The organism is Curtobacterium sp. Arg-1, assembly GCF_025643395.1.
Taxonomy (GTDB): Bacteria; Actinomycetota; Actinomycetes; order Actinomycetales; family Microbacteriaceae; genus Curtobacterium; species Curtobacterium poinsettiae.
The window spans coordinates 1,241,875-1,263,460 of the sequence record NZ_CP095731.1 but is presented as its reverse complement, the minus strand read 5'-3'; the positions used below and the strand labels follow the sequence as shown (position 1 = coordinate 1,263,460).

The window sequence follows — 21,586 nt, the reverse complement described above, 5'->3', positions numbered from 1 at the left end:
GGCGACGACCGATCTGTGAGGATGTCCCCTCCGTGCACACTGCGGAGTGAAGGGGGTGGACATGAACCGATCAGCCGAGCCGGACAGCGCGCTCGTGGCGGCAGCCGCGCGCGGCGACCGCAGTGCGGTCACCGCGTTGTTCGACCGTCACGCCGAGACCATGACCCGGTACACGTGGGCACTGGTCACGCGGCGCATGGACGTCGAGGAGATCGTGCAGGACGCGTTCCTGACCCTCTGGCAGAAGGCCGACACCGTGGAGGTCCCCGGGGAGTCGCTCCTGCCGTGGCTGCTCGTCGTGTGCCGGAACCACGCCGCGAACCTGCGGCGACAGCAGCGGCGGCACGAGGGTGTCGACCTGCCCGACGAGCTCGCCGCGCCCGAGCCGGACGACGACGCCCGCGAACGGCTGCGGTGGGTCCGCGCCGAGATCGACGCGCTCGCACCACTCGATCGCCAGGTGTGCGAGCTCTGCCTCATCGAGGGCCGCTCCTACGCCGAGGCCGCCGACCTGCTCGGCATGAGCGTCGGCGCCGTCACCCAGCGCGTGTGGCGGTCCCGTGCACGGATCAAGAAGGCGGTGACGAACGATGAACGATGAACGACGAAGCGACCACGGGTCCCCGATGAGCAACGAGCCGCCCGGTGGCGACGACATGCGCCGGATGCTCGCCGGCATGCGGCAGCAGGTCGTCCGGGGCATGCACGACAAGCCACGCCCGGCCTCCGCACGCCGTCGCGTCGGCCTCATCGTGGCGTTGATCGGGGTGCTCGGCATCGGCACCGCGAGCGGTTCGGTGGCGCTCGGACTCGTTCCGACGCCCTTCGCCGCAGCACCGGCACCCGTGCCGTCCTCTGCACCGCCGACACCGGCACCGACCGGGTCACCGTCACCGTCCGCGGCCCGCATCACGCCGACCCCGGCGCCGGCCGACACCACGGCGACGATCCCCGGGGCGTGCACCGATGCTGTGCCGGCCGCCGATGCTCCGCGCTTGTTCGGTTCGCTGGAGATCACCCAGTTCCGCCCCCAGGTACCGGGCGGCAGGACCGACTACTACATCGACCCCGAGATCCCGTTCAAGGAGGACGCGGAGCTGGTCTGTTCCTGGACACCGGGCGGTACCTCCGAGGGCGACGAGGGGCTGTTCCTCGAGATGGGCACGGCAGATCGTGACGTCCTGCAGGCTCGCCTCCGCGTCGTCGCCGACAAGGACTGGACCTGCACCGACACGCTCGGTGGACGTTCGTGCCAGCACACCGAGACGTCGATGTACTACTCGGATCAGGTGGAGACGACGCACACGTTCTTCGTGCGCGGCGACACCTGGATCTCGATCACGCAGTCGAACGTCCCGACCGACGGCCTCCTCGAGGCCCTGGTGCAGCAGACCTGGACGGACTGACCGACGGACTGGAGGGACGGTGCCAGCTGGCACCGTCCCTCCAGTCCGTCGCCACGCACGCTCAGAGCCAGTGCCGCCGCTTGAACACCGCCCAGAGCACGACCGCCAACACGACCATCGCGACGATGGCCGCCGGGTACCCCCACACCCACCGCAGCTCGGGCATGTGCTCGAAGTTCATGCCGTAGATCGACGCGACCAACGTGGGCGCGAACAGGATCGCCGCCCACGACGAGATCTTCTTCACCTCTTCGCCCTGCTCCATCGACGCCCGCGCCAGCCGCCGGCTCTCCTCCCCCTGCGCCAGGCTCGCGCTGGTCATCCGGCGCATCGCGTCGTTCTGCTCCTGCGTCACCAGGGTCGAGTGCAGCGTGAGGGCGTTCTCGAGCAGCGTCCGGAAGGTGTCCACCCGCTCGGTCACGCGGATCGCGTGGTCGAGGACGTTCCGCAGCTGGTTCTGCACCTCGATGTCGGTGCCGTACTTCTCGGCACCGCGGAGCAACGCGTTGAGCATCTCGGGCAGTGGTCCGATGGCGCGCTGGAACCCGATGACCTCGCTGAGCAGCTGGTAGATCCGCCGCGACGACGCGGGGTCGACGTCCCCGTCGAACAGGTCGTCCTCGATGTCGTCGATGTCGTCCTGCAGCCCGGCGACGACCGGGGCGTAGCTGTCGATGACCTCGTCGAGGACGGCGCAGAGCACCGCCTCGGACCCTCGCCCCAGGGCTTCCGGATCGGCTTCGAGTCGCTTCCGCACGTCGGCCAGGTTCGGCCGTTCCGCCTGCCGCACGGTGACCACGAAGCCCCGCCCGGTGAACAGGTGCACCTCGCCGAACTCGACCGTCTCCTCGTCCTCGTCGTACCAGGCGGGTCGCAGCACCACGAAGAGCGTGTCGCCGTAGCGCTCGAGCTTCGCGCGCTGGTGCCCCTTGTGCGCGTCCTCGACGGCGAGCGGGTGCAGCCCGAACTCGTCCGCGACGGACGCGAGTTCGGTGGCGGTCGGTCGGAACAGCCCGATCCAGGCCATCGCCCCGCTGCCCGCGGCGTCGAGTGCCTCGTAGGTCAGGCTGAGGTCCTGCGGCGACTGGGTCCGCGTTCCGTTGACGTAGATGCCGTTGTCGATGAGGGCCACCGGTGTCCTCCTGGTTCCGTGGGGCGTGCGGGCAACCTGCCGATCATGCCGGACCGCCGACGGTGCGAGCGCTTCCCTGACGGAGCCCTCACGCTGCGCGCCGGATTCCTGTCGGAGTCCTGACACGCCCTGGGCGCGACCCAGGACGGACTGGAGGCACGGTGCCAGCTGGCACCGTGCCTCCAGTCCGACACGTGGCAGACGAGACGGCGTGGAGCTGACGGAATCCCGGTGCGGCAGGGAAGATGACCAGGGTGAACCGCACCGACCGGCTCTACGGACTCGTGGAGGAGTTGCGCGCCGTCGCGCCTCAGCCGCGGAGCGCGCGTCGTCTCGCGGCACGGTTCGAGGTGTCGGTGCGGACCATCGAACGGGACATCTCCGCGCTGCAGCAGTCGGGTCTGCCCATCTGGGCGGAGCCCGGCCGGACCGGCGGGTACGTCATCGACGCGTCCGCGACGCTCGGCCCGGCGGGCTTCACGCCGGATGAAGCCCTCGCGGTGCTGATCGGGCTCGGCTCGCTCGGGCGCGGTCCCTTCCGGCACGCGGCGCACACCGCCGCCAGGAAGACGCTCGCGGTCATGTCCGCCGCAGATGCGACACGAGCGAGCGCACTGGCGTCCCGGGTGCACTTGCTGGAGGACGAGGAGGACGTGGTCGCCCCGGCTGAGTTCGCGGCGGCCCTGCGCGCGGATCGAGTGGTGCGGCTCCGGTACCGGGACGCCGACGGAGCGGAGTCGGTCCGAGACGTCGAACCGTTGGGGTCGATCGGGAAGGACGGTCAGTGGTACCTGATCGCCTGGTGCCGCATGCGCGACGGGGTGCGGGCGTTCCGGGGCGACCGGATGCTGACGGTCGAGGTCACCGACGAGCGGCCCGCGCAGCGCGTCTTGCGATCCGAGGACCTCGCGATCCGGTACGGACGACTCCGGCCGGTCCTCGACGACTAGCCGGCGCAGTCGGTTTCCGGAAACACCGACAGGACGGTGTCGCAACCGCCGGTGAAGCTGGTCGCTCCGAGTCAGCAGCACCACCGTGAGGAACCCATGTCGTTCGCATCCGTCCGCATCATCACCGACGACCTCGAAGGCGTGGTCGCCTTCTACGAGCGGGTCACCGGCCAGCCGGCCGAGCGCCCCGCACCGGTCTTCGCGCAGTTCAGCGGCCAGGGTGGGACCCTCGCGATCGCGAGCACCGCCACGGTCGCCATGCTCGGCGATGCGCTGGTGCCCGCGACGAACCGTTCCGTGCTCATCGAGTTCGAGGTCGCCGACGTCGACGGTGCCTTCACCGGACTGCAGCTGAGGAGCGACGACGTCGTCCTCGAGCCGACCACGATGCCGTGGGGCAACCGCTCCGCACTGGTCCGTGATCCGGACGGCAACGTCGTCAACCTGTTCAGCAGGCCCGCCGCCAGCTCGGTGTGATGGCCAGGCAGGTTGTTGAGCCTGCTGATGGGTGAGGCTCAGTGAAGCCGTACCCGGCGGCGGGGCAGATGCGCACGTCCGAGGAGCGGGGCGAAGGCTCCTCAGCTGACGACGGCCCGCAGGGCCGGCAACTCGCGGTCGGTCTCGGCGACCTGCGTGAGCTTCATGGCGACCGGTCGGAGCGGCCGTGACATCAGCACCTTGTTCAGGAGCCCGCGGAGTGCGAGAGCGAGTCGGGACTGCGGGTACGCCAGGGCCTTGAGCCCACGAGGCAGATCCTGCACATCGTCGACCAGTGGGCGCATCCACGTCTCGTAGGCGGTCAACGCTGCCTCCTGGTCCTGCGTCGCGTCGGAGAGCTCGGCGGCCAGGACGTAGCCGGCGGTGAGCGCGAGCGAGGCGCCGCCGCCACCCATGGGCGTGACGCACCATCCGGCATCCCCGGCCATGACGACGTGGCCGCGGTGCCAGGTCCGCATCCGGATCTGCTGGAGCTGGTCGATGTAGACGTCGGGCGACGTGTCGAGCGCGTCCAGGACCCGCGGCGCCTCCCACCCGACTCCGTCGTACCGGCGCCGCACCGCCGCCAGTGTCTGCTCACGACTCAGACCGATGACGTCGTCCCCGGGAGAGTAGGCGAGGATCGCACGGGTGGTGCCGTACGGGTCAGGTCGGAGGTGGACCTGGCGCCCTCGGACGGCGTTGTGCCACCGCCAACGGTCGTCGTCGCCGTCGGTCCGTGGGATGGTCCCGAACACCATGGTGACGTCGAGGTCGCGCTGGTCGACGTCGTCCTGGTCGAAGACCATCGCACGGGTGCGGGACCGCACACCCTCGGCGATGACGAACAGGTCGGCACGCAGGCGCTGGCCCTTCGCGGTCGTCACGGCGACTCCCGCGGCGTCGTCGTCGACGTCGACAACGGTGTCGCCGTAGACGAACGAGACGCCGGGCGGCAGGTTGTCGAGGATCGTCCGAGCGAGGTCGCCGCGCAGGATCTCGAGTTCCGCTGTCGCACCGCCGGCCCCGTCGGAGGGCAGCTCAGCGGTGACTGTTCCACGCCCGTCGACGAGGACGGTGCCCGTCTCGGTGGTGTTCCGTGCCTTCACGGCGTCGAACAAGCCCATCTTGCGGAGCACGTCGCGCGCGACGCCCCGGACGTCGACGTTCTGTCCGCCGTCACGGAACGCAGCGGCTCGTTCGATGACCGTCACGTCCCATCCGGTCCGGCGGAGCCAGTAGGCGGTCGAGAGGCCAGCGATACTGGCTCCTGAGATGACAGCGGTGCGGTTTGCCATGGTGTTCCTCCGTTGCGAGCTTTACAATAAAGATACTACACAGTAAAGGAGTCTGATGGACGACGTGTTCGGGATGGAGTGGGACGCGCCTCAGGTCGAGGTGATGGAGGCGCTCCAGACATGGGCGGTGGCGTTCGCGGAGCTCAACCAGCTGATGTCCTCCTGGCTCGACCTGCCGACCACCGATGCGAACGCCCTCGGACAGGTGCTCTGGGCAGACTCGTCCGGGGAACCGCTGTCACCCGCCCGGCTCGGGCAGCGGATCGGGATGACCTCCGGATCCGTGACCGTCCTGCTGAACCGCTTGGAAGCGGCCGGTCTGCTCGCGCGCAGCCGCGAGCACACCGACCGGCGCCGGGTGACGCTCCGTCCGACACCGGCGGCACGGGAGCGTGCGCGGGCGTTCACGGAGCGGTCGACCGCCGAGATCGCTGCCGCCCTGCAACAGGTGCCTGCAGCAGAGCTCGAGCACCACGCCGCGTTCATCCGCCGCATGGTCGGTGCCGCGTCGTATGCCGCGGACCGGCTCCGCGGATAGACGCCGTCGAGGTCCGTCGATCGAGGACTGGCCTTCTCGTCGGCCGATCGACCACCCCACAGCGATGCGGAGTGGGAAGTGTCTTGCTCGCGGCGTCGCCGTCTGCCAGCGTTGGCGCATGGGCGAGGACGTGACCACGCTGCGCCGAGTACCCGGGTTCCGCTCGTACTGGTCCGCCGCGACCGTCTCATCGTTCGGATCAGCAGTCAGCGCGGTCGCCGTACCGGTTCTCGTGGTGACCGTGCTGCACGCCAGCCCGTTCGAGGTGGGGCTGGTGAACGCTGCCCAGTTCCTCCCGTACGCGTTGTTCGGGCTGATCGTCGGCGCGTACGTCGATCGATTCCGGCGCAAGCCACTCCTGATCTGGGCGAGTGTCGGTCGTGGCGTGTGCCTGGGCGCGATCCCGGTGTTCGGCATCCTGTCCGTCATCGGATTCGCCGCGACGCAGTCCCTCCTCCCTCGAATCGTCCCTCGCCCGCTCCTCCTGGCGGCGAATGCGCGGGTCGACCAGAGTGATGCGGCAGCGCAGACGGTGGGCCCGGCTCTCGGAGGTGTCCTGGTCAGCATCGTGACCGCGCCGGTCGCGATCGCCCTCGACGCGGTGAGCTACTTCATCGACGCCGTCCTCATCGCGCGCGTCCGCGTCATCGAGCAGACGCCAGCGCGCACGGCGGGTGCGCGGTTGCGGAGCGACATCGCCGACGGTCTGCGGTGGACGTACGGTCATGCGACGCTCGCACCGCTGGCGCTGTCGACACATCTCTGGTTCCTCGCCAACGCCGCCGGACTGACGGTGTTCGCGACACTCGCGCTCCGCACCTTCGCGCTCCCAGCGGCCGTGTACGGGGGCATCCTCGCCGTCAGCGGTGTCGCGATGCTCCTCGGCGCCACCGCTGCGCCGCGCCTCGGTACCCGCTTCGGTGCCGGCCGGACGATCATCGCCGCTCGAGCCGCGTACCCGGTCGCCTGGGCCGCCGTCACGCTCACGACGGTCGGCACCGGCACCGCAGGAACACCGGCGACTGTCGCGGTGTTGTTCGTCGCCTTCGCCGTGCACGGCGCTGCAGCGGGCTGCGAGAACGCGAACGAGATGAGTCTCCGCCAGACCGTCACACCCGACGCGCTGCTCGGTCGGATGAACGGCACGATGCGCAGCGCGAACAGGACCGTCGCGGCTGCAGGAGCAGTGGGCGGCGGCGCGCTCATGACCGTCGCTGGAGATGGCGTCGCGCTGCTCGCGGTGACGCTCGTGTTCGCCGGCGCCGTCGTCGTGGCGATGTGCTCACCACTCAGGACGATCGCCGTTCGGTAACGGGGAGCTCGAGCACCACGCCGCGTTCATCCGCCGCATGGTCGGTGCCGCGTCGGACGCTGCGGATCGGCTCCGCGGGTGAGACCCCGCGGACACTCGGCTGAACGGTCAGGCTGGTGCAGCCTGGCGGCTCACGGACCGCTTCGACACTCACTCGCTCCCCGGAACGCGCTCGGCGCTCAAGCGGGGGAAGAGCTGCTCGGCGGCTGTTCGGTGCACCTCGCCCAGTCGTTCTGCGCCGGGGCCGTCGTAGGTGTCCAGGTCGTGGTCGAAGCGGGCGCTCCAATCGGGGTGCGCGTAGGGGAAGTCGCTGCCGTAGAGGACATGGCCGGGTTCCGCGAACGCCAGCAGTGACGGCAGCGAGGCGGGAGACGCGGACAGTGCGGTGTCGAAGTAGAACTTCCGGAGGCCCGCCTGGATGCTCTCCGGCGTGGTGTCGGGGTTGAACATCGCGGCGGCGCTGAATCGACTGGCTGCGTAGGGCAGGAACCCGCCGGCGTGGGAGAGGATGACGCGGAGGTTCGGGTACCGGTCGAACACGCCGTGCGCGACGAGGTCCACGGCGGTGCGGGTGGTGTCGAACGGGAAGTCCAGCAATGCAGTCGGCATCCCTGGCAGCTGGGTGATCGGTGGTGCGGTGGGGTGCACGAAGACCACGGCCGAGCGCGCGGCGAGTTCTGCCCAGAGCGGCTCGTACGCGGGGTCGCCGAGGTACCGTCCGTGCGCGTTCGACAGCAGGAGCACCCCGTCGGCGTGGAGTTCGTCGAGTGCTCGCACGGCCTCGGCGACGGCACCATCGAAGTCCGGCAACGGCAGCACCGCGAAGTGCCCGAACCGGTCCGGCGCCTCACGGACCAGCTCGGCCTGGTAGTCGTTCAGTTCGCGGGCGAGTTCCCGCGCCGCGGCGTCGTCACCGAAGTGCACGCCGGGTGCGCTGATCGAGAGCATTCCGGTCTCGATTCCCGCCTCGTCCATCATCTCGATCGCCGCTCGGGGGCTCCACTCCGGCATCAGCCAGCCACCGATGGCCCGAGGCCCTCGTCGCGGTGCGGTCCCGCCGCTTCCACCCCACGGGTCCCACTGCGCGGACCCTCCGGTCGCAGCCGGCGCATCCCCCGGGGCGCCGGCCCCCATCGCTTTCGATCCTGCCGCTGCCAGCGCCTCGAAGTAGCGGGGCGGGAGCAGGTGCTGGTGGACATCGATCTTTCCTGGCATGGTGCGGTCCTCCGATCGTCCTCAGCAATGAGGGCTGGTTGTCGTGTGCAGGAGTGGGTGCCTCGAGGGATCCCCGCCCGTCGAGGACCCCTGTTGCATTCAGGGCGTTGGGGTCAACGGCAGCAAGGCCGCGTTGGGCGTGACTGCAGCGGCCTCGAGGTGGGAGCCCGAGGGTCCGGCCGTCTGGCGGGGATCGTGCTCGGAGCGGAGGCCGCCCTTCGGTCGAGCCGCGGCTTCGCGTCGGTTCCGGATGAGCATCGCCGTCAGCGTGAGCAGGATGCCTGCCACGGCCCAGATGCTCAGCCGGATGATCGGGGCGGCGACCGCGGCGCCGTCGAAGCTACTGGACGGACCGCAGCAGGTCGAGCGCGTCGCCCTGTGGGAAGACGTAGTAGAGCGTCTGGAAGAAGTCGTTGAGGACGTGGATCCCGAGCGGGCCACCGGACGACGTGTTCCCGAGGATCACCAGGGCGAGCGTCATCACCAGAGCCGCGATGGTTCCGCCGAGTGCTGCGACGCCCGTGACCGCTCCCCCGATGGCGAGTCCGGTCAGCCAGAGGGTCCCGAACACGGCCCAGGGGCCGACGGTCACCGCTCCGAGTGCGGAGTCGATCCACAGGGTGATCAGTCCGGCGAGGAGACCGGTGTCGAGCACGAGGACGATGCTGCGCTCGATGAACTTCGCCGCCGTGTCGACAGTGCCGAGGACGCGTCCGAACACCGTCGCACCGAGGGCGGCCCCCAGGCCGGCGAAGAGGATCGCGTAGAACTCGATCGATCCGACCGGGTCCTGCTTCGGCAGGGGTGCGAGGTCTGCGGCCGTGTTGGTGGTCCGCAGTTTCGCTGCGATCGAGTCACCGATACCGGAGATCGCCTGTCCGAGGCCACGGCCGCCGCCGCTGGCGATGTAGGTGGTGACGCCGGCGCCCTTCCCCGGAGCAGGTAACACGACAGCGCCGTCGACGTCGCGGTCGAGCACCGCGGTCCGCGCCTGCTGGTCAGAGGCCACGACGGTGAGGTCCAGCGATCCTTGCTGCTCGAGCGCGACGATCGCGTCAGCGTCGCCGGTGACCGCGAGGTGCACGTTGTTCGGCGTCGGGTCGCCGAACGCGCTCGAGTAGCTCGTCAGCATCGCCATCGCGAGGAGCAGGATCGCGATCCCGCCGAGGATCACGTTCCGGTAGCGATGAGCCGATCCCGGCCCTTCGGAGTTCAGCGTTCCGCCCGCGACCGCCGCTTCGAAGGCCGGGTGCTGCGGGCCGTCTCGCCGGTCCGGTGCGGGTTCGGTCACGTGCGTCATGATGTCCTTTACAGTTGTCCAGTAGATGACGAACGTACATCAGAGCTCTCAGTCTGGCAAGATGGACGCATGACGGAGGGAACGCCCACGGCGGCACTCGCGAGCCAGCGGGTGGACCCGCGCATCACCCGCACCCGCGCCGCCCTGATCCGGGCGTTGACCGCACTCGTGTCCGAGGCGCCGAAGGGCGAGACGATCTCGATGAGTGCAGTGGCGCAGCGAGCTGGCTTGAGCAGGCAGGCGCTCCACAACCACTACAGCAACGTCGGTGACCTCGCGACAGATGTCTGGATCAGTCGACTCCTCGAAGACCATCTTCCCCTCGACGAGGGCGCGGCGAACCTCGCGCAGGCCCTCACCGACGCCGTTCGCGAACGCGGGATCGAACCGCTGCTCACCGCAGGACGATCGGATCGGGAGTTCTTCGACAAGCTCCGTGCCATCCCGCGCGGCGAGCGGGTCACCGAGGTGCTGGCTTCGGCGATGACGACGTGGCTGACGGAGTCCGATTGCGATGGCCCCCGACCGGTGGTCGCACTCAGCGGGGACGCCCGCACCTTCACGATCGGCGGCATGATCGCGCTGGTGTCGACGTGGCAGATGGCCGACGCACCGCCGAGCACCGCGCAGCAGGTCGCCACGCTCCGCACGTTCGCAGCCGCGGCAGCCGGTGCCCGCACCGACTGACGTGCAGAGCGCCACCATGCAGAGTTCGCGGCAGCCACCCGTCCAGGCCGGCCGGCCCGGACGGGTGTGTCGTCAGCCGTCGTAGGCGACGTAGTGCAGTTCGGCGTCCCGCCGCTCGTCATGGAGCTTCACGTACGACTGCGCGATGACCGCGGGCTCCGCATCCGGTCGCCCACCTCCGATCAGGGCGGTGATCGCGACGAAACCGACGTAGACACCCTTCTCCGCGACTGCGGCTCCGAGGTTGAGGATCCAGTTCCGGAGCCCTGCGGCTGCGATGTTGACGTTCCCGCGGACCGGAGTCCGGGCGAGCGCACCACCACCGGTCGTCACGAGGACCGAGCCTGTGCCCGCGGCGATCATGTCGGGCAGCACCGCACCGACGGCCGCGATGGCGCCACCGAGGTAGAAGTCGATCTGTGGCTGCAGGTTGTCCATCGTCACGTCCACGGCATCGACCGACTCCAGTGCCCGATCCGCCGGCGAGTACTCGAGGACGTCGATCGGACCGAGCAACTCCCGGATCGACCGGAGTGCGCCTCGGATCGTGTCGGGCTCGCTGACGTCGGCGGTGAACCCGCGAGCCTGGATGCCCTCCGCGACGAGCGCACTCGCCAGGGCATCCACCTTCGCCTGGCTGCGGGCAACGAGCGCGACGTCGAAGCCCTTCTTCCCGAAGGCGCGAGCGATCTCGAGACCCAGTCCGGGTCCCGCGCCGATGATGGTGATGAGGGGCATGATGTGTCCTTTCGTGGCCCACCGCCGGGCCCTGCAAGCTGGTGCGGTAAGTTGAGAACGTCCTCAAATCCACTGCAGCATATGTTGAGACCGCCCTCAAGATCCTTCGGAGTCGCTGTGAGCACCCCACCCCGTCTGCGTCGAGACGCGCAGGCGAACCTCCAGAAGCTGCGCGCCGCCGCCATCGCCGTGTTCTCGCAGCGAGGATTGTCCGCTCCCCTGGAGGACATCGCCCGGGAAGCCGGCGTGAGCATCGGCACGCTCTACAACCGCGTCGGGTCGCGCGAAGAACTCATCGACGCCGTCGTGCCCGACATCGCAGGGGCAAAACTCAAGACCCTGCGAGACCGGACACTGTCGCAGGACAGTCCCCGTTCCCAGTTGGAGACCTTCATCGCCGAGATGATCGACCTCCAACGAAGCGACCCGGCCATGAACGACGCAATGCTGCGGCGCTACCCGGACGCCGTGCTCCTCATCAACGCTTGCGAACGATCCATGGCGCTCGGCGCCGAACTCGTCGCCAACGCACACAGCGCCGGAGTGCTCGCCGAGGACTTCACCGCCGACGACCTGATGGCCGTCCTGTGGCTGGCCGGGATGGCCAGCCACGACCCTGCAGCCCCGGAAGGATGGCGTCACGTCGTGGACCGGAGCGTGTCCGCAGCCTGGCTTGCCTGAGGGTCATGCCACGGCGATCGTCACGGAGTACCACTGACCCACCGGGCAGCCGCCCCGTGTCGCGCGAAGCCGATCGCACCCTGACCGTTCACCTGATTGCCGACGGGAGCGCCCCGATCTGCCCGAGGATGCTGAGCACGTCAGGCTGGCCGACCTCGTCGACGATCAGTCCCTCGTCGAAACGGTAGAAGTTGCTCGCGTTCGCAACCACCGTCCTCCCCGTAGCGGGGACACCCAGGAACTCGCCGTCGTGCGTGCCGCGCAGTTCGAAACATGCTGCGACTTCGTCGCCCTCGACGACGATCCGGTCGGTGCTCCACTGGATGTCGGAGAACGCGCCCCGCATGATCGTCAGGATCTGCATGTACCCCGGCAGCCCGCGCAGCGGCTCGGGCGAGAACGGCGTCAAGAACGCCGCTTCGGGTGCGATGACCGTCTCACCGATGGACGGGTCGGCGCTGTTGATGAAGTCGACGAATCGCAGGAAGGAGAGGCGTGTGTCTGTGGTCATGGACAACTACTTTACATAGCAAGTAGATGCCGTAGAGTCGAAGCATGAGCACGGACCTCGCACCCCTCCCTGGAATCGACGCCCCGGATGACCGGGCTGGGCGAGCGGCGCGTCTGCGGGAGTAGCTTCGCCGCGCTGGTGCGGCACGAGACCGACGTGTGGAACGCGGTCGAGAAGCGGATGCGGGGCGAGGGCGTGCTGAGCCTGGCCCGACTGGAGGTGTTGCGGATCGTCCAGGCAGCCCCATCGGGCGCCCGGGTGCAGGACGTCGCGACCGGCGTCGGGACGTCGATCGCTGCAGCCAGTCGCTTGCTCGACCGGCTCGCCGCCGATGGTTTCCTCGAACGTTCGACGGACCCGGACGATCGGCGCAGTGTCCGGAGCGTGCTCTCGCCCCAGGGGAGAGACGCCTTCGCCCTCGCGGACGAGCGGTTCGACCAAACGCTGGACGCCGTGCTCTCGGATGCCGATGCCGCGGCGATCTCAGACGGCATCGCGGCACTCGAGCGCCTGCAGTCGAAGTTGGAGGCAAGGCGATGACGGCGACCATGCGGGCCGTCGTGATCGACGCACCCGGTGGTCCCGACGTGTTGCACCTCCGTGAGCTGCCGGTCCCGATCCCAGGCCCGGGCCAGGTGCTGATCCGTGTGGAAGCGTTCGGGCTCAACCGGTCCGAGCTGCACTTCCGCCGCGGCATGGGCCATTCCGGGACCTTCCCACGGGTGCCCGGGATCGAAGCCGTCGGGACCGTGGAGGCAGCCCCGGGTGGAGAGTTCCCCGCCGGTACCCAAGTAGCCGGACTGATGGGCGGGATGGGTCGCGACTTCGACGGGGGCTACGCCGAGTACACCGTCGTTCCGGCCAGCAGCGTCGTGCCGTTCCGGAGCAGCCTCGACTGGTCCGTGCTCGGCGCCGTCCCCGAGATGCTGCAGACCGCACACGGGTCGCTCACCGTGGGCGTCGGTGCCCGCCGGGGCGACACGATCCTGATCCGCGGTGGCACGTCGTCGATCGGCCTGGCGTGCATCGTGCTGGCGAAGCAGCAGGGCATGACCGTCATCGCAACCACTCGCAACCCGGACCGCGCCGAGCGACTGCACGCCACTGGTGCGGACCACGTCGTGGTGGACTCGGGCAGGATCGCCGACACGGTCCGTCGAATCGTGCCGGACGGCGTCAACGGAGCGGTCGAGTTGATCGGCACCGGCACGCTGCCCGACACACTCCGGGCGACAGCCGTCCACGGCACCGTGTCGTTCAGCGGGATGCTCTCCGACGTCTGGACCATCCCCGACTTCTACCCGATGGCGGTGATCCCCAACGGGGTGCGCCTCACCGCGCACTCCGGCGAAGCGAGCGACCTGCCGGCATCGGTACTGCAGGCGTTCCTCGACACCGTCGCAGCCGGCACCGTGCAGGTCCCGATCGCGAAGGTGTACGCGCTCGAGGAGATCGTTCAGGCCCACCGCGACATGGAGGACGGGATCCGGTCAGGCAAGCTCGTCGTCACCATCCGATGATGGGCACGGACTCCCCGGGACCCCGCTCTCGGGGTGGAACCCGTTCGTCCTCGACAAGGGCTCCAGCCAGTGCAATTCAGGAAGGTCGGATGTCTCCTCGCAGCTACAAGACCACCTTGGCCATCCTCGGCCTGGTCAGTCTCCTGCTCGTGCCGTTCTTGGTGCAGGGCGCCCTGCCGGCGATGTACGGCACGGTCGCACTCGTCGTTGTCGTCGCCTGGCTGCTCTACGGCGTCGTCAGCTCGAAGCTGACCCGACGATCCGGGCCCAGCTAGGCAGGTCCCAGGGTGCTGCCGTGTCCGGCAGCACCGTCCGGTCACCTCCAGGTCAAGGGCTGTTCACCCGCTGGCACTAACTCTGCTGGTCGGACCGCCGCCCGAGGGTCCCGATACCGGAGGACCCATGAACACCCGCACCGCACTGTCCTGCGTTGCCGTCGCTGCCGTCGCCTCGCTGGTGTTCGCGACACCGGCGCACGCCGACGAGGCCAGCTTCACCAGCAGCAAGCAGCCCTACATCGCCCCCAGCCAGTCGGACATCGACGCCTACTCACCTGCCCCGACGGGCTACTCCCCCGTCGCCACGGAGTCGGTCGCCCGGCACGGTTCCCGGGGGCTCTCCGCGTACAAGTACGACGCGCTGCTGCACCGTCTCGCCGCGACCGCGCAGGCCGAGAACGGGTTCCTGACGCCTGCGATCGGGAAGGAGTTCTCCGCAAACCTCGACGCCATCACGGCGGCGAACGTCGCGAACGGCTACGGCATGCTCACCGGTCAGGGCGCAGCCCAGCACCAGGGCATCGGAGCGCGAGCCGCGCAGCGCAACAAGCAGCTGTTCGCCCGTGCGGCGAAGACGGGCGGGCGTGTCGTCGCCGAGACCTCTGGTGAGTCTCGCGCCACGGAGTCGGGCGAGAACTTCTTGCGGGGCTTCGGGGCCCCGGGTGTCAAGCTCGAACCGCGCCCCGACCTGCTCTACTTCCACGAGGTCGAGAACCCGGACGGCACCGACAAGGCCGAGGGGTCACCCGAGCGCAAGCGCGCCCAGGCGTACGAGGACTACATCGCCGCACAGACCGGTGACGGCGGCACGATCGCTGCGGCCTTGCAGTACATCGAGGCGAAGCCGCGATCGGTCCAGGCGGCGCAGGACCTGCTCTCCGGCATCTTCACGCCCGGGTTCATCGCCGAGATCGGCACCGACAAGAAACACGTCTGGTACAACACCGCCGACGGCTCCAAGGGCGGCGCGGTGGCGTGCGCGCCCGGCGCAGACACGAAGGCCGATCCCGATGCCTGCGGCGACCCGAAGAAGTCGATCAAGAGCACCGTCGATGCGGCGATGTCGCTCTACAACCTGTACATCATCGCGGCCGACATGCAAGTGGAGAACGTCGCTCCGCACCGGTTCGACTTCGCGCAGTAGCTTCGCTGGCCGGGCGGCGGATGCCGAGTGGTTCGCGTACTTGCTCGACGCCGAGGACTTCTACGAGAAGGGCCCGAGCCTCGCCGGGCACGACGAGACCTACTCGATCGCCGAGCCCCTGCTCGACGACTTCTTCGCCACGATCGACGCCCGCGTCGCCGGTGGCGACGTCGTCGCGACCTTCCGTTTCGCGCACGCGGAGACGATCATCCCGTTCGCGGCGCTGCTGCGGCTGCCGGGATCCACCGTCGCCGCGCCCGACAACGCTGCTCCGGCGTCCGACGCCGACGTCTACGGGTACGCCACCAACCCGTGGCGAGGTTCTGCGGTGACGCCGATGGCTGCGAACGTGCAGTGGGACGTCGTCTCGCGAGCAGGCATCGACCCCGCCACCGGAGCGGCCTACACGCCGCTCGTGCGCATGCTCTACAACGAGCGGGAGATCGCGTTCGCCCCCGGGTGCCGTGCAGTCGCTGCAGGGTCGCACTGGGTCAAGGAGACCGAGCTCAAGCACTGCCTGACCGGCACGGCGATGGCGGAGAGCCCGCTGATCGTTGCAGCCACGCCACGACCGACCGCGACGCCCACTGCGGAGCCCACGCCGACCCCGACGACGACGCCGGCGGTGACTCCGGCGACGCAGGGTGCCGGCACACCGACGGCCCGCGCGACGGGCACGCTGGCCGCGACCGGTGCACAGTCGCCTGCCGGACCGGCGTTGCTCGCGACGCTGCTCCTCCTGGCCGGTGCCGGGACCCTGGTGCTGCGTCGCCGTCGTCGCCTGCGTCGTCACACCGACTGACGCCGGCGCACCGCGCCAGCGGGGTGACGGCCGTGCCTGGAGGTGGGCCCCACGCCGGCGCCCCAGGGTCAGGGACTCGACCGAGCCGCGGACCTCGGCCACCAGTGACAGATGTCATGCCGGGATCGTGACGTCCGGCCGAGGCACCGCGCGCGCGGCTGCACGAGGGTGGGTCCCATGAACGACACACCGGTCATCCAGCTCCGCGACCTCCGTAAACGCTTCGGCGAGGTGGCTGCGGTCGACGGCGTCGACCTGACGATCCGTCCGGGCGAGGTCGTCGCCCTCCTCGGCCCGAACGGCGCCGGCAAGACCACGACGGTCGACCTCGCGCTCGGGCTGTCCGTGCCGACGAGCGGCGGGGCCCTGCTCTTCGGTGAGGAGCCCCGCGCCGCGGTGGTCACGGGGCGGGTCGGCGCGATGCTCCAGGGCGGCGCGCTCCTGCCGGACATGACGGTCCGGGACGCGGTCGCCCTGGTTGCTGCAGCGCACCGTCGTCCGATGTCGGTCGACGAGGCCCTCCGCCGCGCGCGTTGCACCGAGATCGCCGGCCGCCGGGTGAACAAGCTCTCCGGCGGTCAGCTGCAGCGGGCGAGGTTCGCGGTCGCCGTGGTCTCCGACCCCGACCTGTTGGTGCTCGACGAACCGACCGCGGCGATGGACGTCGAGGCGCGGCACACGTTCTGGTCCTCGATGCGGGAGTTCACCGACGCCGGGCGCACGGTCGTCTTCGCCACCCACTACCTCGACGAGGCCGACACCTTCGCCGACCGCATCGTCATCATGCGCGCCGGTCGGATCGTGGCCGACGGCACACCCGCCCAGATCAAGGCGATCACCGCCACGCGTGCGGTCCGGTTCTCCGGGGTCGGCGCCGCCGCGCACGTCGCGTTGCGCGGTCTCCCCGGTGTCCGCAGCCTGGAGGCCCGGCACGACTCCGTCACGCTCCGTTCGGACCGCAGCGACGACACCCTCCGGGCCCTGCTCACGTCGTTCCCGCAGGCGCACGACATCCAGGTGGTCGCCTCGACCATGGACGACGCCTTCCTCGCGCTGACTGCCGACCCCGCCACCACCGACACCGCTCCCGAAGGGATCCCCGCATGACCACCGTCACCGCGTCCGGCCGGATGCCGATCCGTTACGTCTACCTCGAGACGAAGCGGCAGCTCCGCAACGTCCGTGCGATGGTGTTCACCTTCGCCGTCCCGGTGATCATGCTGCTCGTCTTCGGTTCGGCCTTCGGCTCCCAGACCGACCCGACGACCCGTCTGCAGTACCTCGTCGTCACGACGCTGCAGATGGCCGCGTACGGTGCGATGATGGCCGCGCTCAGCCAGGCGTTCGCGATCGTCAACGAGCGATCGATCGGCTGGAACCGGCAGCTGCGGGTGACGCCGCTCTCCGGGTGGGGCTTCATGGTGTCGAAGGTGATCGCCGCGATGGCCTTCGCCGCGGTGTCGATCGTCATCACGGTGGTCGTCGCGACCGTCGGCATGCACGCCTCGCTCGACCCGCTGCGCTGGTTCGCCGCCGGGTTCGGCATCTGGTGCGGAGTGATCCCGTTCGCGCTCATCGCGATCCTGATCGGACAGTTCGCGAAGCCGTCCTTCGCGCAGCCGCTCTTCATGGTGGTGTTCATGGGCATGGCGATCCTCGGCGGTCTGTGGGTCCCGCTGTCGGTGATGCCGGAGTGGATGGGGACCGTCGCGCACCTGCTGCCCTCGTACTGGTTGAACCGGATCGGACAGATGGGGGCCGGGGCCACCGGGGCCACCGGGTCCTCGGGCATGGTCGAACCCGCGATGGTCCTGGCGTGCTGGGCGATCGTGCTGGCCGCGGTGATCGTGTGGCGCTACCGCCGCGACGCTGCACGGCAGTGACCGACGGCCCTACGCTGGCACCGATGTCCGAGGCGACCAGCACGACCGACGCAAGTGGCACGGACGACGCGTCACGCGCCTCCCGGCCATCCCCACGCTCGTTCCCGTGGGCCGTCCCGCCGGGGGCCAGCGACGACGACATCCGCATCGGACGCCGTCGGTGGTACACCGGCGCGGTGTTCGCGCTCCTGTGGCAGGTGCTCGAGATCATCGCCGTCTGGACCGACGGACGGAGCCTCCGCGCGCACGTCGTCTCCTCCATCGCCCTCGCCGTCGTGTACGCGGCGTACCTGTTCGCACCGGAGCTGATGTGGCGACGGAACCTGCGCGAGCGGGTGCTCGTGCTGGCCGGGGTCGCGCTGCTCGCCGGGCTCCTGCTCCTCGTGGTCGGGCCGCTCGCGGTCTGGACCTGGCTGCTCATCGCTGCACTCTCCGGGTTCGTCGCCGAGCGGTTCTGGGTGGCCGCTGTCGTGGTGCTCGGGATCGTCGGCGCGCAGCTCCTCGTCGCCGTGAGCACGGGCTGGGGCAACGCCGTGGACAACGGCATCCTCTTCGCCCCCGTCATCACCGTGTCCGTCGGGGCGTCGATGCTGTTCTTCGGACGGCAACGCGAGGCGGAGCAACGGCTCGGGGTCGCGCAGGACGAGATCACCCGCCTCGCCGTCGTCGAGGAACGCGCCCGGTTCTCCCGCGACCTGCACGACGTGCTCGGCCACTCCCTGACCGTCGTCGCGATGAAGTCCGAGCTCGCCACGCGGTTGGTGGACGTCGACCCGGCCCGGGCGAAGACCGAGATGCAGGACGTCGAACGACTCTCCCGCGAAGCGCTGCAGGGGCTCCGACGCGCGGTCAGCGGCTACCGCGAGGCCGACCTCGACGCCGAACTCGTGTCGGCGCGAGCAGCACTCGAGGCCGCAGCCATCGACGCAGCACTCCCCCGGGACGCCGACGCAGCAGCCGATGACGTTCGGAGCCTCTTCGCGTGGGTCCTCCGAGAAGGCGTCACGAACATCGTCCGGCACGCCGCCGCGAGCCGGGTCCGCGTGACGCTGACCCGGACTGCGCTGACGGTCGAGGACGACGGCACCGGGGTGCTCGCTCCCCCGTCGACCGCGGCCGTGCTCGGCGGGAACGGGCTCCGCGGCCTCAGGGAACGCGCGGAAGCCGTCGGAGCGGTCCTGACCACCGGCACGAGCGACCTGGGCGGATTCCTGCTCCGGGTCGAGAGGAGTCAACGATGACCGACGTGATCCGAGTGCTCATCGCCGACGACCAGGCGCTCGTCCGTGGCGCACTCGCCTCGCTGCTCTCGCTCGAACGGGACATCGCAGTCGTCGCCCAGGTGGCCCGTGGCGACGAAGTGCTCGACGCAGCACGGGCGTCCGGCGCCACGGTGGCCCTGCTCGACGTCGAGATGCCGGGGGCGGACGGCCTCACGGCGGCGTCGATCCTGGCTCGCGAGCTGCCGACCTGCCGCTCGCTCATCGTCACGACGTTCGGCCGACCCGGGTACCTCCGGCGAGCGCTCGAAGCCGGGGCAGCCGGGTTCGTCGTGAAGGACACCCCCGCCGAACACCTCGCCGATGCCGTGCGCCGTGTCGAGGGGGGTTTCCGTGTCGTCGACCCCGTGCTCGCCGCCGAGTCCCTCGCTGCCGGGCCCTCCCCGCTCAGCCCGCGGGAGACCGACGTGCTCATCGCCTTCCGCACGGCGCCGACCGTGGCCGGGGTCGCCGGCACGCTGCACCTGTCCGAGGGCACCGTGCGGAACCACCTGTCGTCCGCGATCGGGAAGACCGCGGCGCGCAACGCGACCGAGGCCCTGCGGATCGCGGCGGACAACGGCTGGCTGCTCGGCACGGGACGGCCCTGATCCGGTCGCGGAACGATCGGCGCTCGGTCCGGTCCTTCGCGGTTCGGCGGCGGTCGCAGGCGTCAGTCAGCCGATCGACGGAGCGGCTCCGCCTGTCGCTACCCTGCCGATGCCCGCACGGACTCCTTCACCGCGGCGACGAAGGATGTCCGGGTGCGCTCGTCGAGCAGGTCGAGCGACAGGTACGGGTTGAGGTCTTCCAGCTCCACGAGGAGCAGTGCTCCGTCTCGGGTGCGGCAGGCATCGACGCGTTGGACACCGTGCTCGATCGTGTTCCACCCGATGAACTGTTGCGCGAAGGCCCAGTCGTCATCGCTCGCGCGGTACTGCTGCAACTCCCACCGTTTCGTCGGGTCGGGAGCGTTGAGCGCGTACTGCGGGACGTGGTCCACGTAGTAGAAGGAGACTTCGTACTGGAAGTCGATGCGGGGTTGCACGAGCAGGTTGTCGTAGCGCAGCCCGGCGAGCTCGTCACGGCCCACGACTCTCAGCCCGATCGAGTCCGCGCCCAGCTTCGGCTTCGCGATGTAGTCCGCGGTGTCCGGGAGTTGCGCGATGTCCGCGGCGGCATCGATCGTGGGGATGACCGGGTACCCGGCTCGGAACAGGTCGAGGAGGTACTGCTTCCCCCTCTGGTCGGCTCGTCCTGTCAGGTCAGTGAACACAGGGATCCCACGAGTCCGCGCGGCTTCGCGGAACGCATCGTACGCAGCCAGGTAGTGCAGCACGGGTCCACTGTTGCGCACCACGACGACGTCGAACGCGTCCATCAGGTGCTCGGCAGCCAGCGGTGGGCAGATCGCGACGTCGAACTCCGCGCTGAGCTCGCCGGAGAGGTAGATGTCCTCGTCGCAGTAGCGTCGGCCCTTCGCCTCGTACCCGAGGTCACTCACGTAGAGGACGCGAAGGCGCTGGCGCTCTCCGTTCATGCCCGTGCGTCTTCCGCGGGCGACGGACCTGATGCACGTCCATCGATCAGCAGGCGCCAGCCTGGGGCGAGTGGGCCGTGTTCAGTGCGCATCGGGATCTCCGGGTCGGAACGGGTGGGGACGGGTGGCGAAGGCAGTGGGGAGACGATCGTACGAGTCAAGGTGACCTGCCGCCCTGAGAAGCACCGCAGCCCTCACCGTGTGGATGGGGCTCGGGATCGTCTCGACAGGCAGCCGTGCGTCTGTTGCGAAGCCCTGTCCTCGGAATGTCGCCGCATGTGGTGGCTGGCTTCGAGCACCGGGACGCCGTTGTCGTCCTGCCAGCCACCCCCCTGTACCAACGGAGCCCGCCGTGTCCGGGCGGAGGTCCGTTCGACAAGCTGCTCCCTTCCTGGCATGTTAACGACTGAAGTGCTGGATATCGGTTCTCGGGAAGGAGTGGGAAATGAGCAAGAACGATCACCGATCTCGGCGGGTTGCCGCTGGCTTCGCCGCTGTGGCTGTCGGCGGAGCGGTGTTCCTCGGCGCGATCCCCGCACAGGCGCAGGACGGCGTCGGGAGCGAGGGGGTCATCGGTGGATGGTCAGAGAGCACCGGGACCGTCGACGGCGCAGGAACCGGAATGTCGGTGTTGGCGGTGAACCACCGCGGTGCAGCGGAGAAGAAGACCATCAGTGGGACGACGCACAAGCGTTCGCATGGTTGGACGACCTGGGCAGGCGTGCAGCACTACACGCGTGCGCGGCTCGAGCACGGCAGCAGCATCATCGCTGACTCTGGCCGGAAGTGGGGCAAGTCCGGCACGGAAGCAGTGACCGTGTGGAAGCCGTACCGGCCGAACCGGCCCGGCAACGGTGTCGGTACAGCGAAGACCTACTACGGCAGGTGACGCATCGCAGCGGGTGCGAGCCGACG

At 69.6% G+C, this 21,586-nt stretch carries 26 protein-coding genes; 18 read left to right on the top strand and 8 right to left on the bottom strand.

The window, feature by feature from the left end; translation table 11 throughout:
* Window positions 1-61 precede the first annotated feature (61 nt).
* Both MXD64_RS06075 and MXD64_RS06070 read left to right on the top strand, forming a co-directional pair.
* Window positions 62-601 (top strand): RNA polymerase sigma factor, encoded by a 540-nt coding sequence (locus tag MXD64_RS06075; RefSeq protein ID WP_083389453.1) that lies wholly within the window; start codon window positions 62-64, stop codon window positions 599-601.
* Window positions 602-626: 25 nt separating this feature from the next.
* Window positions 627-1,406: a hypothetical protein gene (locus tag MXD64_RS06070; RefSeq protein ID WP_071252399.1), complete on the top strand. Its 780-nt coding sequence runs from the start codon at window positions 627-629 to the stop codon at window positions 1,404-1,406.
* A 61-nt stretch (window positions 1,407-1,467) separates the two neighbouring features.
* Here the strand turns inward: MXD64_RS06070 and MXD64_RS06065 are convergent, their stop codons facing one another.
* Window positions 1,468-2,538: a magnesium and cobalt transport protein CorA gene (locus MXD64_RS06065; protein WP_056071174.1), complete on the bottom strand. Its 1,071-nt coding sequence runs from the start codon at window positions 2,536-2,538 to the stop codon at window positions 1,468-1,470.
* A 254-nt stretch (window positions 2,539-2,792) separates the two neighbouring features.
* Here MXD64_RS06065 and MXD64_RS06060 point away from each other — a divergent pair, with 254 nt between their 5' ends.
* Window positions 2,793-3,488, top strand: coding sequence for a helix-turn-helix transcriptional regulator (locus MXD64_RS06060; RefSeq protein ID WP_263137254.1), 696 nt, complete (start codon window positions 2,793-2,795; stop codon window positions 3,486-3,488).
* Window positions 3,489-3,584: 96 nt separating this feature from the next.
* Entirely contained in the window at window positions 3,585-3,965 is a 381-nt protein-coding gene (locus MXD64_RS06055; protein WP_259577057.1) for a VOC family protein, read from the top strand.
* Between the two features lie 101 nt (window positions 3,966-4,066).
* On the opposite strand, the gene MXD64_RS06050 is transcribed toward MXD64_RS06055, so the two are convergent.
* Complete coding sequence (locus MXD64_RS06050) at window positions 4,067-5,263, bottom strand: FAD-dependent monooxygenase (protein ID WP_031259164.1); 1,197 nt, start codon at window positions 5,261-5,263, stop codon at window positions 4,067-4,069.
* Between the two features lie 55 nt (window positions 5,264-5,318).
* Here MXD64_RS06050 and MXD64_RS06045 point away from each other — a divergent pair, with 55 nt between their 5' ends.
* Both MXD64_RS06045 and MXD64_RS06040 read left to right on the top strand, forming a co-directional pair.
* Window positions 5,319-5,801: a MarR family winged helix-turn-helix transcriptional regulator gene (locus tag MXD64_RS06045; RefSeq protein ID WP_263137253.1), complete on the top strand. Its 483-nt coding sequence runs from the start codon at window positions 5,319-5,321 to the stop codon at window positions 5,799-5,801.
* A gap of 118 nt (window positions 5,802-5,919) precedes the next feature.
* Complete coding sequence (locus MXD64_RS06040; protein ID WP_263137252.1) at window positions 5,920-7,113, top strand: MFS transporter; 1,194 nt, start codon at window positions 5,920-5,922, stop codon at window positions 7,111-7,113.
* A gap of 150 nt (window positions 7,114-7,263) precedes the next feature.
* On the opposite strand, the gene MXD64_RS06035 is transcribed toward MXD64_RS06040, so the two are convergent.
* The 3 genes from MXD64_RS06035 to MXD64_RS06025 all read right to left on the bottom strand — a co-directional run bounded on the left by MXD64_RS06035 (window position 7,264) and on the right by MXD64_RS06025 (window position 9,619).
* Entirely contained in the window at window positions 7,264-8,328 is a 1,065-nt protein-coding gene (locus MXD64_RS06035; protein WP_081612183.1) for an amidohydrolase family protein, read from the bottom strand.
* 99 nt (window positions 8,329-8,427) lie between these two features.
* The gene (locus MXD64_RS06030) at window positions 8,428-8,616 is read right to left on the bottom strand and encodes a hypothetical protein (RefSeq protein ID WP_263137251.1); all 189 of its coding nucleotides are present in this window, start codon (window positions 8,614-8,616) and stop codon (window positions 8,428-8,430) included.
* Window positions 8,617-8,668: 52 nt separating this feature from the next.
* Window positions 8,669-9,619: a hypothetical protein gene (locus MXD64_RS06025; RefSeq protein ID WP_263137250.1), complete on the bottom strand. Its 951-nt coding sequence runs from the start codon at window positions 9,617-9,619 to the stop codon at window positions 8,669-8,671.
* Between the two features lie 78 nt (window positions 9,620-9,697).
* Here MXD64_RS06025 and MXD64_RS06020 point away from each other — a divergent pair, with 78 nt between their 5' ends.
* Complete coding sequence (locus tag MXD64_RS06020; protein WP_017885862.1) at window positions 9,698-10,315, top strand: TetR/AcrR family transcriptional regulator; 618 nt, start codon at window positions 9,698-9,700, stop codon at window positions 10,313-10,315.
* Window positions 10,316-10,387: 72 nt separating this feature from the next.
* Here MXD64_RS06020 and MXD64_RS06015 read toward each other — a convergent pair whose 3' ends face one another.
* Entirely contained in the window at window positions 10,388-11,053 is a 666-nt protein-coding gene (locus MXD64_RS06015; protein WP_263137249.1) for an SDR family NAD(P)-dependent oxidoreductase, read from the bottom strand.
* Window positions 11,054-11,170: 117 nt separating this feature from the next.
* Between MXD64_RS06015 and MXD64_RS06010 the strand changes: the two genes are divergently transcribed.
* Window positions 11,171-11,734 carry a TetR/AcrR family transcriptional regulator gene (locus MXD64_RS06010; protein ID WP_052481587.1) on the top strand — a complete coding sequence of 188 codons (564 nt, stop codon included), beginning with the start codon at window positions 11,171-11,173 and terminating at the stop codon, window positions 11,732-11,734.
* An 88-nt stretch (window positions 11,735-11,822) separates the two neighbouring features.
* Here the strand turns inward: MXD64_RS06010 and MXD64_RS06005 are convergent, their stop codons facing one another.
* Window positions 11,823-12,245 carry an ester cyclase gene (locus tag MXD64_RS06005; RefSeq protein WP_017885865.1) on the bottom strand — a complete coding sequence of 141 codons (423 nt, stop codon included), beginning with the start codon at window positions 12,243-12,245 and terminating at the stop codon, window positions 11,823-11,825.
* Between the two features lie 156 nt (window positions 12,246-12,401).
* Between MXD64_RS06005 and MXD64_RS06000 the strand changes: the two genes are divergently transcribed.
* The 9 genes from MXD64_RS06000 (at window position 12,402) to MXD64_RS05960 (ending at window position 19,742) form a co-directional block, all read left to right on the top strand.
* A complete protein-coding gene (locus MXD64_RS06000; RefSeq protein WP_263137248.1) occupies window positions 12,402-12,785 on the top strand; it encodes a MarR family transcriptional regulator in 384 nt (127 codons plus the stop codon).
* The gene (locus MXD64_RS05995) at window positions 12,782-13,765 is read left to right on the top strand and encodes a zinc-binding alcohol dehydrogenase family protein (RefSeq protein ID WP_263137247.1); all 984 of its coding nucleotides are present in this window, start codon (window positions 12,782-12,784) and stop codon (window positions 13,763-13,765) included. Before MXD64_RS06000 ends, MXD64_RS05995 begins: the two co-directional genes overlap by 4 nt.
* 89 nt (window positions 13,766-13,854) lie before the next feature.
* The gene (locus MXD64_RS05990) at window positions 13,855-14,040 is read left to right on the top strand and encodes a hypothetical protein (RefSeq protein WP_017885868.1); all 186 of its coding nucleotides are present in this window, start codon (window positions 13,855-13,857) and stop codon (window positions 14,038-14,040) included.
* 127 nt (window positions 14,041-14,167) lie between these two features.
* Window positions 14,168-15,187: a histidine-type phosphatase gene (locus tag MXD64_RS05985; protein ID WP_263137246.1), complete on the top strand. Its 1,020-nt coding sequence runs from the start codon at window positions 14,168-14,170 to the stop codon at window positions 15,185-15,187.
* Entirely contained in the window at window positions 15,096-15,989 is an 894-nt protein-coding gene (locus MXD64_RS05980; protein ID WP_411512255.1) for a histidine-type phosphatase, read from the top strand. Before MXD64_RS05985 ends, MXD64_RS05980 begins: the two co-directional genes overlap by 92 nt.
* 177 nt (window positions 15,990-16,166) lie before the next feature.
* Entirely contained in the window at window positions 16,167-17,096 is a 930-nt protein-coding gene (locus MXD64_RS05975; RefSeq protein ID WP_056071204.1) for an ABC transporter ATP-binding protein, read from the top strand.
* Window positions 17,093-17,872 carry an ABC transporter permease gene (locus MXD64_RS05970; RefSeq protein ID WP_214519574.1) on the top strand — a complete coding sequence of 260 codons (780 nt, stop codon included), beginning with the start codon at window positions 17,093-17,095 and terminating at the stop codon, window positions 17,870-17,872. Before MXD64_RS05975 ends, MXD64_RS05970 begins: the two co-directional genes overlap by 4 nt.
* A 23-nt stretch (window positions 17,873-17,895) precedes the next feature.
* Window positions 17,896-19,113 (top strand): sensor histidine kinase, encoded by a 1,218-nt coding sequence (locus MXD64_RS05965; protein WP_017885872.1) that lies wholly within the window; start codon window positions 17,896-17,898, stop codon window positions 19,111-19,113.
* On the top strand, window positions 19,110-19,742 hold the full coding sequence (locus tag MXD64_RS05960; protein WP_042536902.1) for a response regulator transcription factor: 633 nt from the start codon (window positions 19,110-19,112) through the stop codon (window positions 19,740-19,742). The genes MXD64_RS05965 and MXD64_RS05960 overlap by 4 nt, the downstream gene beginning before the upstream one ends.
* A 98-nt stretch (window positions 19,743-19,840) precedes the next feature.
* Here the strand turns inward: MXD64_RS05960 and MXD64_RS05955 are convergent, their stop codons facing one another.
* On the bottom strand, window positions 19,841-20,671 hold the full coding sequence (locus MXD64_RS05955) for a hypothetical protein (protein WP_263137244.1): 831 nt from the start codon (window positions 20,669-20,671) through the stop codon (window positions 19,841-19,843).
* A gap of 445 nt (window positions 20,672-21,116) precedes the next feature.
* On the opposite strand from MXD64_RS05955, the gene MXD64_RS05950 reads away from it, so the two are divergent.
* Window positions 21,117-21,560, top strand: coding sequence for a hypothetical protein (locus MXD64_RS05950; RefSeq protein ID WP_139179885.1), 444 nt, complete (start codon window positions 21,117-21,119; stop codon window positions 21,558-21,560).
* Window positions 21,561-21,586: the final 26 nt, after the last annotated feature.

Excerpts from the sequence above, each read along its gene's own strand:
- MXD64_RS06075 (WP_083389453.1), top strand. The coding sequence starts at position 62 with ATGAACCGATCAGCCGAGCCGGACAGCGCGCTCGTGGCGGCAGCCGCG.
- MXD64_RS06070 (WP_071252399.1), top strand. The coding sequence starts at position 627 with ATGAGCAACGAGCCGCCCGGTGGCGACGACATGCGCCGGATGCTCGCC.
- MXD64_RS06055 (WP_259577057.1), top strand. The coding sequence starts at position 3,585 with ATGTCGTTCGCATCCGTCCGCATCATCACCGACGACCTCGAAGGCGTG.
- MXD64_RS06050 (WP_031259164.1), bottom strand. The coding sequence starts at position 5,263 with ATGGCAAACCGCACCGCTGTCATCTCAGGAGCCAGTATCGCTGGCCTC.
- MXD64_RS06045 (WP_263137253.1), top strand. The coding sequence starts at position 5,319 with ATGGACGACGTGTTCGGGATGGAGTGGGACGCGCCTCAGGTCGAGGTG.
- MXD64_RS06040 (WP_263137252.1), top strand. The coding sequence starts at position 5,920 with ATGGGCGAGGACGTGACCACGCTGCGCCGAGTACCCGGGTTCCGCTCG.
- MXD64_RS06035 (WP_081612183.1), bottom strand. The coding sequence starts at position 8,328 with ATGCCAGGAAAGATCGATGTCCACCAGCACCTGCTCCCGCCCCGCTAC.
- MXD64_RS06020 (WP_017885862.1), top strand. The coding sequence starts at position 9,698 with ATGACGGAGGGAACGCCCACGGCGGCACTCGCGAGCCAGCGGGTGGAC.
- MXD64_RS06015 (WP_263137249.1), bottom strand. The coding sequence starts at position 11,053 with ATGCCCCTCATCACCATCATCGGCGCGGGACCCGGACTGGGTCTCGAG.
- MXD64_RS06005 (WP_017885865.1), bottom strand. The coding sequence starts at position 12,245 with ATGACCACAGACACACGCCTCTCCTTCCTGCGATTCGTCGACTTCATC.
- MXD64_RS05995 (WP_263137247.1), top strand. The coding sequence starts at position 12,782 with ATGACGGCGACCATGCGGGCCGTCGTGATCGACGCACCCGGTGGTCCC.
- MXD64_RS05990 (WP_017885868.1), top strand. The coding sequence starts at position 13,855 with ATGTCTCCTCGCAGCTACAAGACCACCTTGGCCATCCTCGGCCTGGTC.
- MXD64_RS05985 (WP_263137246.1), top strand. The coding sequence starts at position 14,168 with ATGAACACCCGCACCGCACTGTCCTGCGTTGCCGTCGCTGCCGTCGCC.
- MXD64_RS05980 (WP_411512255.1), top strand. The coding sequence starts at position 15,096 with ATGCGGCGATGTCGCTCTACAACCTGTACATCATCGCGGCCGACATGC.
- MXD64_RS05975 (WP_056071204.1), top strand. The coding sequence starts at position 16,167 with ATGAACGACACACCGGTCATCCAGCTCCGCGACCTCCGTAAACGCTTC.
- MXD64_RS05970 (WP_214519574.1), top strand. The coding sequence starts at position 17,093 with ATGACCACCGTCACCGCGTCCGGCCGGATGCCGATCCGTTACGTCTAC.
- MXD64_RS05965 (WP_017885872.1), top strand. The coding sequence starts at position 17,896 with ATGTCCGAGGCGACCAGCACGACCGACGCAAGTGGCACGGACGACGCG.
- MXD64_RS05960 (WP_042536902.1), top strand. The coding sequence starts at position 19,110 with ATGACCGACGTGATCCGAGTGCTCATCGCCGACGACCAGGCGCTCGTC.
- MXD64_RS05955 (WP_263137244.1), bottom strand. The coding sequence starts at position 20,671 with ATGAACGGAGAGCGCCAGCGCCTTCGCGTCCTCTACGTGAGTGACCTC.
- MXD64_RS05950 (WP_139179885.1), top strand. The coding sequence starts at position 21,117 with ATGAGCAAGAACGATCACCGATCTCGGCGGGTTGCCGCTGGCTTCGCC.